We start from the raw sequence: 12,775 nt of genomic DNA on the forward strand, positions 1-12,775 counted from the left end.
GACCGACCGACCGACATGACGTACCGCAAGGGAGAATGGCCATGGCACGACTGACGACGACGATCCTGATGGCGACCGCGCTGGTCGCCACCGCCGCCTGTTCCAAGAAGCGCCCGGAGGTGCTGCCCCCCGCCCCCGGCGACACCGCGCCGCCGCCGGCGCAGACCGGGCCGGTCGACCCCAATGGCGGGATCGCGCCCGGTTCGGCGGCCGATTTCAAGCGATCGGCACAGAGCGACACGGTGCATTTCGGCACCGACATGTACGATATCGACGCGACGGCGCGCGCGATCCTCGATTCGCAGGTCGACTGGCTGCAGCGCTATCCGAACGTGACGATCACGATCGAGGGCCATTGCGACGAACGCGGTACGCGCGAATACAATCTCGCGCTGGGCGACCGGCGCGCGAACGCGGCCAAGAACTATCTGGCCGCGCGCGGCATCGCGCCGTCGCGGATCAGCGTCATCAGCTATGGCAAGGAACGCCCGGTCGCGCTGGGATCGGACGAGGCGAGCTGGGCGGAGAACCGCCGCGCGGTGACCGTCGTCGTCAACGGCGCGTAAGCGGCTTCGCCACCGGCGCGGGCGGGTTTGGCGGCCCGTTCGTGCCGGGGGCGATCGACGTGTCACGCCGTCGTGCCGCGCCCTTCGACTTGGCTCAGGAGAGCCCTGTTCCGGCATTCATTTCTCCGCGGACGCAAGCGTCTTTGCGTTTGCGGAGGCACGGTCCACGGACTGCGCGGGACCTTTGTAAAACCCAGGCCGTCATGCCGGACTAGTTCCGGCATCCACGTCTCCGCACACGGGCAAGCGCCTGATGTCGCGGCGCAGTGGACCCCGGAACAAGGCTCTCCTTAGCGAAGTCGAAGGGTCCGGGGTGACGGAGGGGAGCGCCGGGGTGGCGGAGTGAGCGAGGGTAGGAAAACCGGCTTTCGTGAACGTCACACGCTCGCCGCCGCCCGCGCCTACGCTCCGCGTTGCAATGCCCAACGCAGCACGCGGTTCATGCCGCCCGCGCCGGCGCGGATCGCAGGGCGCAGCAGCGTTGGCGGGCGGCGGCCGTGCATCGCCGCTGCCCAATCCGGCAACAGGTCGATCCCCGCCGCGGCGGTGAGGTGCAGTCCGGCTGCCTGCGCGCTGTCCGGCCCGGGCGCCAGCAACGCGTCGGCGACCTCGCGCGTGCGGTGATCGGCGCGCAACTGCGGGCGGATGCGGCGATAGTAATCGGCCACCTCCGCGCGCGAGCGGGGGATGTCGCGGGCGCCCAGCCGTTCCGCGACGATCGCGGCGTCGGCAAGGTAACGGTCCTGCAGCGCCGGGGTCAGCGCGGGATCGCGATAGCGCAGATAGGCGCGCAGGAAGCTGTCGACCTCAGCGACATGGACCCAGGTGAGCAAGGCGGGATCGTTGGCGTCGTAACGGGTGCCGTCGGGGAGACTGCCGTGCACGCGATCGTGGATGGTGGACACGTGCGCGATCGCGCGTTCCGCCGCGGCGGTGCCGCCGAAGGTGGTGAGGCCGATGAACTGCGCGGTGCGTTTCAGCCGCCCGAGCCGGTCGCGGCGAAAGTCGCTATGGTCCCACACCCCCGCCAGCGCGGCGGGGTGGAGCATCTGGAGCAGCAGCGCCGACAGGCCGCCGATCATCATCGCGGCGAAATCGCCGTGCACCAGCAGCGCGGGACTGTCCGCAGCGAACAGCCCGGGATCGCCGGGCGAGCGGGCGAGGTCCACTTCCCCGCTGCCGACCAGCCCGCGCAGCCGCGCGGCCAGCGATGCGCGAAAGCGATCGACGAACGGGTCGACGATCGCCATCGGCGCCGCGCCGGCCGGGCGCGCGATCGTCAGGCCTCCGTCGTCGCGGCGGCTGCCTTGCGGCGGCCGCGCGGGGCGGGGGCCGGTGCGGCAGCGGCGGCATCGTCCGCGGCGGCGCCGCGGCGCTGCCCCGGCTTGCGGCCCAGGCCGATCTTCTTGGCCATGTCGCGACGCGCCTGCGAATAGTTTTCGGCGACCATTGGATAATCCGGCTTCAGCCCGTAGCGCGCGCGATATTCATCCGGGGTCAGGCCATGGCCGGCCAGATGACGACGCAGCGTCTTGTACGGCTTTCCGTCGATCATCGAGATGAGATGATCCTTGGATGCCAGCGATTTGCGGACCGACACCGCGGGCGTATATTCACCCGCGCTTTCCTCCACCGGGGCCGGCGAAGTCGACGACGACAGGTTCGTCACCGCTTCGTGCATCGTGCGCAGAAACGCCGGCACGTCTTCGCCCGAGGCGCGGGTGTTGGGATTGGACAGCCAGGCGATCGTCAGTTCGGTGGCGAGCTCGACTGCGTCGGCGCCGGCGGTCTCTTCGGTCATCGTGATGCTCCTGCTATGATAGCGCTGCCATCTAGTCAGTCATGACGATGCGGTCAACGCGACTTTGGTTAAAGATCGCCGTCGTTTTATTTGGGCCGGCGACCGCAATATTGCACAGTCGTAAATATCGGTTGGTGAGGGGCAATATGCGGCCTGCTCTGTGGCAAGGTGAGCCGGCTTGACCGTCGTGGCCGCCCCCGTCCATGGTCGCGCGCAGGGACGATAACGAACGAAAAGGGGATGGCATGAAGCTGGGTCGCGGCGCGCGTGCGCTGGTGTCGATCATGGTGGCGACGACCGCCTTGTCCGCCTGTACCGACGGGGGCGGCCGGCCGCGCAGCGCATCCGCCCGTCCGGCGGGCGACGGAGGGTCGGACAAGGCGGCGCCGGTCCGCTATGCGCGCGATCCCTATCCGTCGACCTATCATGCCTATCCCGGCGTGCCGACGCTGCTGCGCAACGTCACCGTGTTCGACGGCGAGGGGCGCCGCATCGACGGCGGATCGGTGCTGTTCGCCGATGGCAAGGTCGTGGCGGTGGGCACCGCGCTGGAGGCGCCGGCGGGGGCGCAGGTGATCGACGGGCAGGGCAAGTTCGTCACCCCCGGCATCGTCGATATCCACAGCCATCTGGGCGATTACCCGACCCCGTCGGTGCAGGCGCATTCGGACGGCAACGAGGCGACCGCCCCGGTCACCGCCGACGTGTGGGCCGAACACAGCGTATGGCCGCAGGACCCCGGCTTCGGTCGCGCGCTGGCCAACGGCGGGGTCACCACGCTGCAGATCCTGCCGGGATCGGCCAACCTGATGGGCGGGCGGTCGGTGGTGCTCAAGAACGTCTACGGCCGCACGATGCAGGCGATGAAGTTCCCCGGCGCGCCCTATGGCCTGAAGATGGCGTGCGGCGAGAACCCCAAGCGCGTCTATGGCAGCCGCAACCAGAAGCCGTCGACGCGGATGGGCAATGTCGCGGTCGATCGCCAGACCTGGGCGCGCGCCGCGGCGTACAAGCGCAAATGGGACAAGTACGAGAAGGACGGCGGCGAGCCGCCCGAGCGCGATATCGCGATGGACACGCTGCGCGGCGTTTTGTCGGGCGAGATCCTGGTGCAGAACCACTGCTATCGCGCCGACGAAATGGCCATCGTCCTCGATATGGCCAAGGAATTCGGCTATCACGTCACCGCATTCCATCATGCGGTGGAGGCGTACAAGATCGCCGACCTGCTGAAGGCGAACGGCACCTGCGCGGCGGTGTGGGCCGACTGGTACGGCTTCAAGATGGAAAGCTATGACGGGATCGGCGAGAATCTGGCGATCCTGGAGAAGTCCGGCGCGTGCGCGACGATCCATTCGGATGACGAGAACGGCATCCAGCGGCTGAACCAGGAAGTCGCCAAGGTCCTGTCGTCGGCGCACCACGCCGGGATCGACATCGCCCCCGAAGTGGCGTGGAAGTGGCTGTCGCTCGGCCCGGCAAAGGCGCTGGGCATCGACGCGCAGACCGGCAGCCTGCGGCCGGGCAAGATGGCCGATGTGGTGTTGTGGAACGGCAATCCGTTCAGCGTCTATACCCGCCCCGAAAAGGTGTGGATCGACGGTGCCTTGCTGTACGATGCCGACAATCCGCGGTTGCGGCCGGTAAGCGATTTCGAACTGGGCCAGCCCGGCGAAGGAGACGTCAAGTGAAGCGCGCGCTCCTTCTGATCGCCACGATGCTGGCAACCGCGTCCGTGACCGCGACCCCGGGGGCGGCGCAGACCGTCGCGATCACCGGCGGCACCGTCGCGATCGGCGACGGTTCGGCCCCGATCGAGGGCGGCACCGTCGTCATCGCCAACGGCCGCGTCGTCGCCGCGGGGCGCGGCGTGGGCGTGCCCGCGGGCGCGCAGGTGATCGACGCGACCGGCAAATGGGTGGCCGCGGGCGTCGTCTCCGCGATCACCGCGCTGTCGCTGGTCGATGCCGAGGGCGTGTCCGAAAGCAACGACGCGGGCGCGCGCAATTCGCCGTTCAAGGCCGCGATCGACGTCGCCGATGCGATCAACCCGGCGGGCGTGAAGGTGGCGAACGAGCGGCTGGGCGGCATCACGCGCGCGATCGTCGCGCCCGATGCGGCGGGCTCGATCTTCGCCGGGCAGGGCGCGGTGATCGACCTGGGGCAGGATGCCAGCCCGATCACCCGCGCGCGCGCGTTCCAGTTCGTGGAACTGGGCGAGGCGGGCGGGCGGCTGGCGGGCGGCAGCCGTCCGGCGGCCTATGCCACGCTGCGCGATGCGTTCCAGCAGGCGCAGGATTATCGCCGCAACCCGGCGGGCTTCGACGGCCGGTCGCGCGACGCGCTGGTGACGCGCGCCGATGCCGCCGCGCTGGTCAAGGTGCTGGACGGGCAGATGCCGCTGTTCGTCCATGTCGACCGCGCCAGCGACATCCGCCAGGTGCTGTCGCTGCCGCGCGACTATCCGCGGCTGAAGCTGGTGCTGATCGGCGCGACCGAAGGGTGGCTGGTGGCGAAGGAGATCGCCGCCGCGCGCGTGCCGGTGATCGCCGCGGCGCTGGCCGACCTGCCCGCCAGTTTCGAGAATCTGGCGGCGACCGAATCGAACGTCGGGCGGATGCGCGCGGCGGGCGTGCAGGTGTCGCTGATGAGCGGCGGCGGCGCGCAGGCGGGCGATCATGTGCTGCGCCAATATGCCGGCAACCTGGTGGCGATCACGCGCGTGCCGGGCGCGACCGGGCTGGACTGGGGACAGGCGTTCGCGTCGATCACCAGCGGCCCGGCCGCCGCGATCGGCATGGACGGGGAGATCGGGTCGCTGCGCCCCGGCCGGCGTGCCGACGTGGTGCTGTGGGACGGCGACCCGCTGGAACTGTCGTCCGCGCCGGTGGCGATCTGGATCGACGGCCAGCCGCAGCCGATGCAGTCGCGCCAGACCAAGCTGCGCGACCGTTACCTGACCCCGACCGAGGGCGCGCTGCCCAAGGCGTACGAGCGGCGCTGACCCGCGCGATGCGGATCGCGGCGGTGCAATGCGCCGCGATCCCCGACGACGTCGCGCGTGTCTGTGCGACGGTCCGCGAGCGCGTCGCGTGGGCCGACGCGGCGGGGGTGGACCTGTTGCTGTTTCCCGAGGCGTGGCTGACCGGCCATGCGTGGGACGCAGCGACGGTCGCGCGGCGCGCCGACGTGGCAGAGGCGGCGATCGACGCGCTGTGCCGCGCGGTGGCGGGCGCGCGCGCGACGCTGGTGATCGGGGCGTTCGTGCGCGAGGCGGGACGGGTGTTCAATCGCGCGCTGGTGATCGCGGGCGGGCGTGTCGTCGGCCATTACGACAAGGCGCATCCGAACGAACCGGGCGTGACGGCGGGCGAGACGTTCCCGACGTTCACGGCGGGCGGGATGCGGTTCGGGATCAATATCTGCGCCGATGCCAATCATCCCGGCGCGGCGCAGCGCGTCGCCGATCAGGGCGCGGCGGCGATCCTCTATCCGCTGTCGAACATGCTGCCGCTGGCGACGGCGGAGCGGTGGCGCGCGCGCAGCGTCGACAATCTGGTCGCGCGGGCGCGGCAGACGGGCTGCTGGGTCGCCGCCGCCGACGTGACGGGGACGGCGGGTGACCTCAGGAGCTTCGGCGGTACCGCGATCGTCGCGCCGGACGGCGCGGTGCTGGCGCTGGTGCCGGAGGGGGAGGAAGGCGTCGCGTGCCGGTCGATCCGGTGACCGCGGCTCCGCCTCGGCCCCGCACCCCCGTCACGCCGCCGCGGCACTGCGTTCCGGGGTGAATTCGACTTCCAGCCGGCGGACGGCGTGGACGAAATTGTTCGGCGCGATGTCGATATCGCCCGACCAGCGGATGTCGGGGAACCGCTGGAAGATCTGGCGATAGGCTTCCTCCAACTGCAGTTGCGCGGTCATCCGGCCGATGCAGATGTGCGGGCCGTAGCCGAAGGCGATGTTCTTTTCGGCATTTTCGCGGCGGATGTCGAACCGGTCGGGATCGGGGAACATCGCGGCGTCGCGGTTGGCGGCGCCGTAGTACATAATGACCTTTTCCCCCTGCGCGATGCGCTGCCCGTGCAGTTCGACGTCGGCGGTGGCGGTGCGGCGCATGTAGATGACCGGGGAGACCATGCGGGTGATTTCGTGCACCGCATTGGTCAGCAGCGATCCGTCGCGCTGCAACAGCGCCTTCTGCTCCGGATTTTCGGTGAACAGCTTCATCGCGCCCGACAGCGAGTTGCGCGTGGTGTCGTTGCCCGCGAACACGATCAGCAGCCACGCCCCGTCGAGATATTCGCCGGGCAGCTTTTCGCCCTCCACCTCGGCATTGGCGATCGCGCTCATCAGATCGGCCTGCGGATCGGCGCGGCGCCTGGCCAGCATGTCGCGGCCGTATTCGAACATCTCGGCGACGTTCCTGTTGAACATCTCGATGAAGGCGGCGATCTGCGGGCTGGGCTCGGACAGGCCGGCGAGCTGGTCGATCTGTTCCATCGCGACCTGCTGCGCCATTTCGAGGAAGTGGATCCAGCCCATGAACCGTTCGCGGTCGGCGACGGGCACGCCCAGCATCTCGCACAGCGTGAAGATCGGCAGCCGCTGCGCGAACTTCTCGACGAAATCGCAGCGGCCCAGCGGCGCCATCGTGTCGAGCAGCCGCGTCACCTCCGCCGACACGCGGTCGCGCAGCCCCCTGATATAGGTGGCGGTGAAATAGGGCATATGCTCCTTGCGCAGCGCACGGTGCGGTCGCCCGTCGAGGTTGATCATCGAGTTGGTCGAGGCGGAGAACAGCGTCGGATGGCGCGTTTCCTGCGGCCCCAGCGCCATCAGGATGCCGCCCGCTTCGGAGGAGAAGGTGTCGGGATCGCCGTTGACGCGCTTGACGTCCTCATAGCCGGTGACCGCCCAGAAGCCGGTGCCGCCGCGCGGTTCGGGATGCCACATCACCGGCGCCTGTTCGCGCATCGCGGCATAATCCGCCCAGGGCTGGCCGCGGGTGAAGGCCTGGATATCGGTGAGCCGGACCTCGGGCAACGTGGGATAGGCGGTGCCGAACGTCGGGCCGGCGCGGCCCTCGACGATATGATCGCTGACGAGACGCATGGTCATGCTCCTTGGGGAGATACGGATGGGCAAGAGGGGCGGACGATGATCTTGCAATGGCGTTCGGGGTCGGCGAGCGCGGCGAAGGCGGCGGGCACGTCGTCCAGCCCGACGGTGCCGGTGATCGCGGGCGCGACGTCGATCTGCCCGCGCGCGATCCGCCCCAGCGTGGCGGCGAATTCGTCGGGGGTGTAGCCCAGCACGAATTTCAGCTCGATCGCCTTGTTGATGCACAGGAACGGTTCGATCGCGTCGGTCTGCATGCACACGCCCGCGACCAGGATCTGCGTGGCCGGCGGCACCGCCTCCACCAGCGACTGGATCATGCCGGGGACGCCGACGCATTCGAACACGATCGCGCGCTTGCCCGCATGGCCCGACATCGCCAGCACCGACCGTTCGGCGCGGCTGACCGGGACGCCGAACGAAGCCCAGCGCGCGTGCGGATTTTCCTGTCGCGGGTCGATGACGATATCCGCGCCCATCGCCTCCGCGATGCGGCGGCGCGCGGGCGAGAAATCGGCGGCGATCACCGGCCCCAGCCCGCGCGCCTTCAGCGCGGCGATCACCGCCAGCCCGACCGGGCCGCAGCCGACCACCAGCTGCACGGTGTCGGCCCCGGCATCCGATTGCGCGACGGCATGTTCGCCGACCGCGAACGGTTCGGTCATCGCCGCCTGCGCGTCCGACAGATCGTCGGGCACCGCCAGCAGCAACGGCTCGGCCAGCAGCATGGTCTCGGCGAAGCCGCCGGGGAAACGGTTCGAATAGCCCAGCGTCTCGATCCCCGCGGCGCCCGGCATCACCGGGACCGATACGACCCGCGTGCCCGGTTTCAGTCGGCGGTCGGTGCCCGGGCCGTGATCGAGCAGTTCGGCGCAGAATTCATGGCCGAAGACGATATCGGCGGATGCGTCGATCAGCGACGGTTCGCCGCTGCGCGCGCCCAGGTCGACCATCGCCTCCATCCCGTGGACGGCGTGCAGGTCGGACCCGCAGATGCCGCAGCACAAGGTGCGGACGACGACCTGCCCGGCGGCGGGCACCGGATCGGCGACCGTATCGACGACCAGTTCGTGCCCGCGCCGGACGACGGCCCTCATTCCGCGGCCTCCGGCTTCTTGTCGAGGCCCATGGCGGCGAGGATTTCGGGGCGGATGTTCTCCGTCCCCTTCTGCGCGACGTGCTGCGCCACGCGCGCGCCGACCGCGGCCTGCGCCTCCCCGATGAAGCGCGGGCGGTTGTCGGCGGCCCAGCGCAGCGAGGCGTCGCGGTTGCCATTGGAATCCTGGAACGCGGGCATGACATGGCGCGCAATCAGTTCGTAGCTCTTCTTCTTGTCGTCCCACTCGGCCCAGTTGGTGTCGAGCGTCAGATAGGCGCCGAACCCGCCCGACTGTTCCTGCAACCGCGCGATCTGCGCGATCGCGTCATCGGGGGTGCCGACCACCGCCATGCCCGAATTGACCAGCGAATCGACCGGGTCGCTGCCGTCCTGCGGCGCGAGCGGCAGCGCGGCGACCTCCCGGAAATAATAGAGCCATTGTTCGATGCCGTAGCGGACCTGCGCGCGTGCTTCCTCCCGCGTGGCGGCGACGTGCATCGGGCCGACCAGCCGCCAGGCGTTGCGGTCCATGGTGCGCCCCGCCTCCGCTGCCTGCGCCTCGGCGATCGCCCAGTTGCTGGCGAGCGCGTTGAACCCGCCCGCCTGGGTCGCGCCGATCGACAGGAGGCCCAGGCCGTGCCGCCCCGCCGCCTGCGCGCCGGTGGGCGATACCTGGCTGGCGACCGCGATCTCGACCGAGGGGCGGGTGTAGGGGCGCATTTGCAACCGCGCCTCGTTCAGGGTGAACCAGTCGGTCTGCCTCGTCACGGTTTCCCCGCGCAGCAGCGGGACGAGGACGTCGAGCGCCTCGTCCATGCGATCGCGCTGGCGGGCGACCGGGATGCCCATCATGAACGCATCGGACGGCAGCGCGCCCGGCCCGACGCCGAACATCACGCGTCCGCGCGTGACGTGGTCGAGCTGGTTGATGCGATCGGCCAGCATCAGCGGGTGGTGATAGGGAAGCGAGGAGACGCCGGTGCCCAGCCGGATGTGGCGGGTGCGTTCCGCCACGGTGGCGATGAACAGTTCGGGGCTGGCGATCAGTTCGTAGCCGGCGGAATGATGCTCGCCGATCCACGCCTCGTCATAGCCCAGCCGGTCCATGTGGACGACCAGATCGAGATCGCGCTCGATCGCCAGCGTGGGGTTTTCCCCCAGCGGGTGAAAGGGCGCGATGAACGCACCGAACCGCAGCCGACCGGCCATGGCACTCTCCTCGACATAAGTTTTGTTCTGGAACCGATGTTATGCCGCGCGCCCGGATCGGCCAAGCGGAAAAATCAGCGCCGGCGGAACGATCCGCGGGCCAGCCAGATACCGGCGAGCAGCAGCAGGAGCGGCGCGATCCACAGCGGGATCGTCGCGGCGTCGAGCGGCGGATCGTAGGAGATGTAGCGGCCGTAGCGCGCGATCATCCAGTCGCGGATCTGGCGCGGGGTCTGCCCGGCGGCGATCCGCTGGCGCACCACGGCGCGCATCTCGCCCGCCATGTCGGCGTCCGAATCGGCGATCGACTGGCCCTGGCAGACGATGCAGCGCAACGTCTCCATCAGCGCGCGCGCGCGGCGTTCCTGATCGGCATCGGGCAATTGGGTATAGGCCAGCGCCGCATTGGCGGTCTGCGCCGCGGCGGGTGTGGCGGCGACCAGCGCGAGCGCGACGGCGGCGGCGCGGGTCATTTCGCGTCCGCCAGCGCGCGCAGAATGCCGGGCACGTCGTCGGCGCGGATATCGCCGACATGCTGCGCGACGATGATGCCGCGCCCGTCGACGACGAAGGTTTCGGGAACGCCCGACGATCCGAGCGCGAGCTGGACGCGGCTGTGCACGTCGCTGCCGATGCGGGCATAGGGATCGCCGTTGCGGTGCAGGAAATTGCCGATGTCCTGCGGCGTATCCTTGATCGCGATGGCGTCGATGGGCACGCCCGCGGCCTTCAGCGTCATCAGCTGCGGCGCCTCCGCGATGCACGGCACGCACCAGCTGGCGAAGACGTTGAGCAGGCGCGGCTGGCCGCGGCGGAAATCGGCGCTGGACAGCCCCGGCTTGCCCGGCGCGATCGGTGCCAGCGTGAAGTCGGGCAGCGGCTTTCCGACCATCGCCGACCGGACGGTGCGGTCGGCGGGGCGCCACAGCCCCCAGGCGACCACCGCCACCACCACGCCGAACGCGCACAGCGGCAGCCACATTAGCCAGCGCCGGTTCGTCATGCGTCCCCCTCCGCGCGGCGCCGGCCCTGCCGGAACAGCCGGTATTGATGCCCCACCAGCGACAGCGCGCCGCCGATCGCGATCAGCGCGCCGCCCGCCCAGATCAGCGTCACGAACGGTTTCCACCACAATCGCAGCTGCCATCGCCCGTCGTCGCCCAAGGCGCCGAGCACGGCGTAGAATTGCCCGTCGACATGCGTCGCGATCGCGCTTTCGTTGGTGGTGGTGACCGGCTGGGTGAAATAACGCACCTGCGGGCGCAGCACATAGGGGGCCGCATCGCCGCGCGTCACCGACAGCCGCCCTTCCAGCGCGGTCCAGTTCTGGCCGACGACCGGGCGCACGCCCTCCAGCCGGACGGTGAAGCCCGCGACGCGCGCCGGATCGCCGACGCCGACCGCTAGCAACGCCTCCTGCGTCCAGGCGGTGCTGGCGGCCATGCCGGCCAGCGCGACCGCGACGCCCAGATGCGCGATCACCATGCCCCACAGGTGCAGCGGCGCGCGGGCCAGGTTGCGCTTCGTCAGCGGCGCGACGCTCGCCACCGCCAGCCCGGCGGCCAGCGCGATCCCGGCAAGCGGCAGGACGCCGATCGGCCCGCCCAGCACGAACGCGCCCGCCCCGGCGAACAGCGCCGCGCCGATCGGCGCGAACAGCCGGCCCAGCACCTCGCCCGCGTCGTCGCGGCGCCAGCGCATCAGCGGGCCGGCCGCCATCACCGCCACCAGGATCAGCGCGATCGGCCCGGCCGCCTTGTCGAAGAACGGCGGGCCGACCGACAATTGCGTCCCGAACGCGCCCGCGACGATCGGGTAGAAGGTGCCGATCAGCACGATTCCCAGGATCACCGTCAGCAACAGGTTGTTGGCGACCAGCGATCCTTCGCGGCTGAACGGTTCGAACAACTTGCCCTGCCGCACCGTCCCCACCCGCGCGCCGAACAGCGCCAGCGCGCCGCCGATGTACAGCACCAGCAGCGCCAGGATGAACGTGCCGCGCGTCGGATCGACCGCGAAGGCGTGGACGCTGGTGAGGATGCCCGAGCGGACCAGGAAGGTGCCGATCATGCTCATCGAAAAGGCGACCACCGCCAGCATCACCGTCCAGGCGCGCAACCCGTCGCGCGTCGCCAGCACGGTCACGGAATGGAGCAGCGCGGTCGCCGCCAGCCACGGCATCAGGCTGGCATTTTCGACCGGGTCCCAGAACCACCAGCCGCCCCAGCCCAGTTCGTAATAGGCCCAGTAGCTGCCCGCGGTGATCCCCAGCGTCAGGAACACCCACGCGCCCAGTACCCACGGGCGCATCGCACGCGCGAACGCCGGGCCGACGTCGCGCGTCACCAGCGTGCCGACCGCGAAGGAGAAGGCGACCGACAGCCCGACATAGCCGGCGTAGAGCGTCGGCGGGTGGAAGGCGAGGCCGGGGTCCTGCAACAGCGGGTTCAGCCCCGCGCCGTCGGCGGGCGCGGGCTGCAGCCGCGCGAACGGGTTGGAGGCGAACAGCAGGAACGCATAGAAGCCCAGCGCGATCGCCGCCTGCGCCGCCAGCGTCGCCACCAGCGTGCGTTCCGCCAGCCGCTGTTCGAACCGCGCCACCGCCGCGCCCGCCAGCCCCAGGATGGTGACCCACAGCAGCATCGACCCTTCGTGGTTGCCCCACGCGCCGGCGAATTTGTACAGCCACGGCTTCATCGAATGGCTGTTCGCCGCGACCAGCGCGACCGACATGTCGCTGGCCAGGAACACCGCGATCAGCGCCACCATCGCCGCCGCCGCCAGCGCGCCCTGCACGATCGCCACCGCGCGCACCGCGGTCGCCCCGCCGGCGACGCTACGCCGCAGCACCAGTGTCGCGAGGAACACCTGCAACGCCGCCAGCGCGGCGGCCAGCCACAGGGCGGCAAGCCCGGTTTCGGCGGTCATGATAGAAAGGACGGATGGCTCACCTGCATCGCTGTAGCGGGCCGCACGCCGCGC

General features: G+C 70.1%; 12 protein-coding genes. 4 read left to right on the top strand and 8 right to left on the bottom strand.

The features are described from left to right. Positions 1-41 precede the first annotated feature (41 nt). Positions 42-566, top strand: a complete 525-nt coding sequence (gene pal, locus COA07_RS07755) for a peptidoglycan-associated lipoprotein Pal (protein WP_066713022.1) — start codon at positions 42-44, stop codon at positions 564-566. Between the two features lie 401 nt (positions 567-967). On the opposite strand, the gene COA07_RS07760 is transcribed toward pal, so the two are convergent. Together COA07_RS07760 and COA07_RS07765 are read right to left on the bottom strand one after the other, a co-directional pair. Continuing rightward, a complete protein-coding gene (locus tag COA07_RS07760) occupies positions 968-1,816 on the bottom strand; it encodes an oxygenase MpaB family protein (RefSeq protein ID WP_066713019.1) in 849 nt (282 codons plus the stop codon). A 29-nt stretch (positions 1,817-1,845) separates the two neighbouring features. Continuing rightward, positions 1,846-2,367 carry a Ros/MucR family transcriptional regulator gene (locus COA07_RS07765; protein ID WP_096640753.1) on the bottom strand — a complete coding sequence of 174 codons (522 nt, stop codon included), beginning with the start codon at positions 2,365-2,367 and terminating at the stop codon, positions 1,846-1,848. 245 nt (positions 2,368-2,612) lie between these two features. On the opposite strand from COA07_RS07765, the gene COA07_RS07770 reads away from it, so the two are divergent. From COA07_RS07770 to COA07_RS07780, 3 genes are read left to right on the top strand one after another with little or no spacing between them, the layout of a single operon-like run. Beyond that, positions 2,613-4,058: an amidohydrolase gene (locus COA07_RS07770; RefSeq protein ID WP_066710434.1), complete on the top strand. Its 1,446-nt coding sequence runs from the start codon at positions 2,613-2,615 to the stop codon at positions 4,056-4,058. Continuing rightward, on the top strand, positions 4,055-5,371 hold the full coding sequence (locus COA07_RS07775; protein WP_066710431.1) for an amidohydrolase family protein: 1,317 nt from the start codon (positions 4,055-4,057) through the stop codon (positions 5,369-5,371). Before COA07_RS07770 ends, COA07_RS07775 begins: the two co-directional genes overlap by 4 nt. Positions 5,372-5,379: 8 nt before the next feature. Next, positions 5,380-6,093 (top strand): carbon-nitrogen hydrolase family protein, encoded by a 714-nt coding sequence (locus tag COA07_RS07780; protein WP_066710428.1) that lies wholly within the window; start codon positions 5,380-5,382, stop codon positions 6,091-6,093. A 30-nt stretch (positions 6,094-6,123) separates the two neighbouring features. On the opposite strand, the gene COA07_RS07785 is transcribed toward COA07_RS07780, so the two are convergent. The 6 genes from COA07_RS07785 to COA07_RS07810 all read right to left on the bottom strand — a co-directional run bounded on the left by COA07_RS07785 (position 6,124) and on the right by COA07_RS07810 (position 12,721). After that, complete coding sequence (locus tag COA07_RS07785; protein ID WP_066710442.1) at positions 6,124-7,479, bottom strand: cytochrome P450; 1,356 nt, start codon at positions 7,477-7,479, stop codon at positions 6,124-6,126. A gap of 2 nt (positions 7,480-7,481) precedes the next feature. Further along, positions 7,482-8,582, bottom strand: a complete 1,101-nt coding sequence (locus COA07_RS07790; protein ID WP_066710425.1) for a zinc-binding dehydrogenase — start codon at positions 8,580-8,582, stop codon at positions 7,482-7,484. Beyond that, positions 8,579-9,793 carry an LLM class flavin-dependent oxidoreductase gene (locus COA07_RS07795; RefSeq protein WP_083956841.1) on the bottom strand — a complete coding sequence of 405 codons (1,215 nt, stop codon included), beginning with the start codon at positions 9,791-9,793 and terminating at the stop codon, positions 8,579-8,581. Before COA07_RS07795 ends, COA07_RS07790 begins: the two co-directional genes overlap by 4 nt. A 74-nt stretch (positions 9,794-9,867) precedes the next feature. After that, complete coding sequence (locus tag COA07_RS07800) at positions 9,868-10,266, bottom strand: cytochrome c-type biogenesis protein (protein ID WP_066710422.1); 399 nt, start codon at positions 10,264-10,266, stop codon at positions 9,868-9,870. Further along, positions 10,263-10,796 (bottom strand): DsbE family thiol:disulfide interchange protein, encoded by a 534-nt coding sequence (locus tag COA07_RS07805; RefSeq protein WP_066710419.1) that lies wholly within the window; start codon positions 10,794-10,796, stop codon positions 10,263-10,265. The genes COA07_RS07800 and COA07_RS07805 overlap by 4 nt, the downstream gene beginning before the upstream one ends. Continuing rightward, positions 10,793-12,721, bottom strand: coding sequence for a heme lyase CcmF/NrfE family subunit (locus COA07_RS07810; RefSeq protein ID WP_066710417.1), 1,929 nt, complete (start codon positions 12,719-12,721; stop codon positions 10,793-10,795). The genes COA07_RS07805 and COA07_RS07810 overlap by 4 nt, the downstream gene beginning before the upstream one ends. Between the last annotated feature and the right edge of the window lie 54 nt (positions 12,722-12,775).

It is taken from the genome of Sphingomonas adhaesiva, from assembly GCF_002374855.1.
In the GTDB taxonomy this organism is placed as follows: Bacteria; Pseudomonadota; Alphaproteobacteria; order Sphingomonadales; family Sphingomonadaceae; genus Sphingomonas; species Sphingomonas adhaesiva.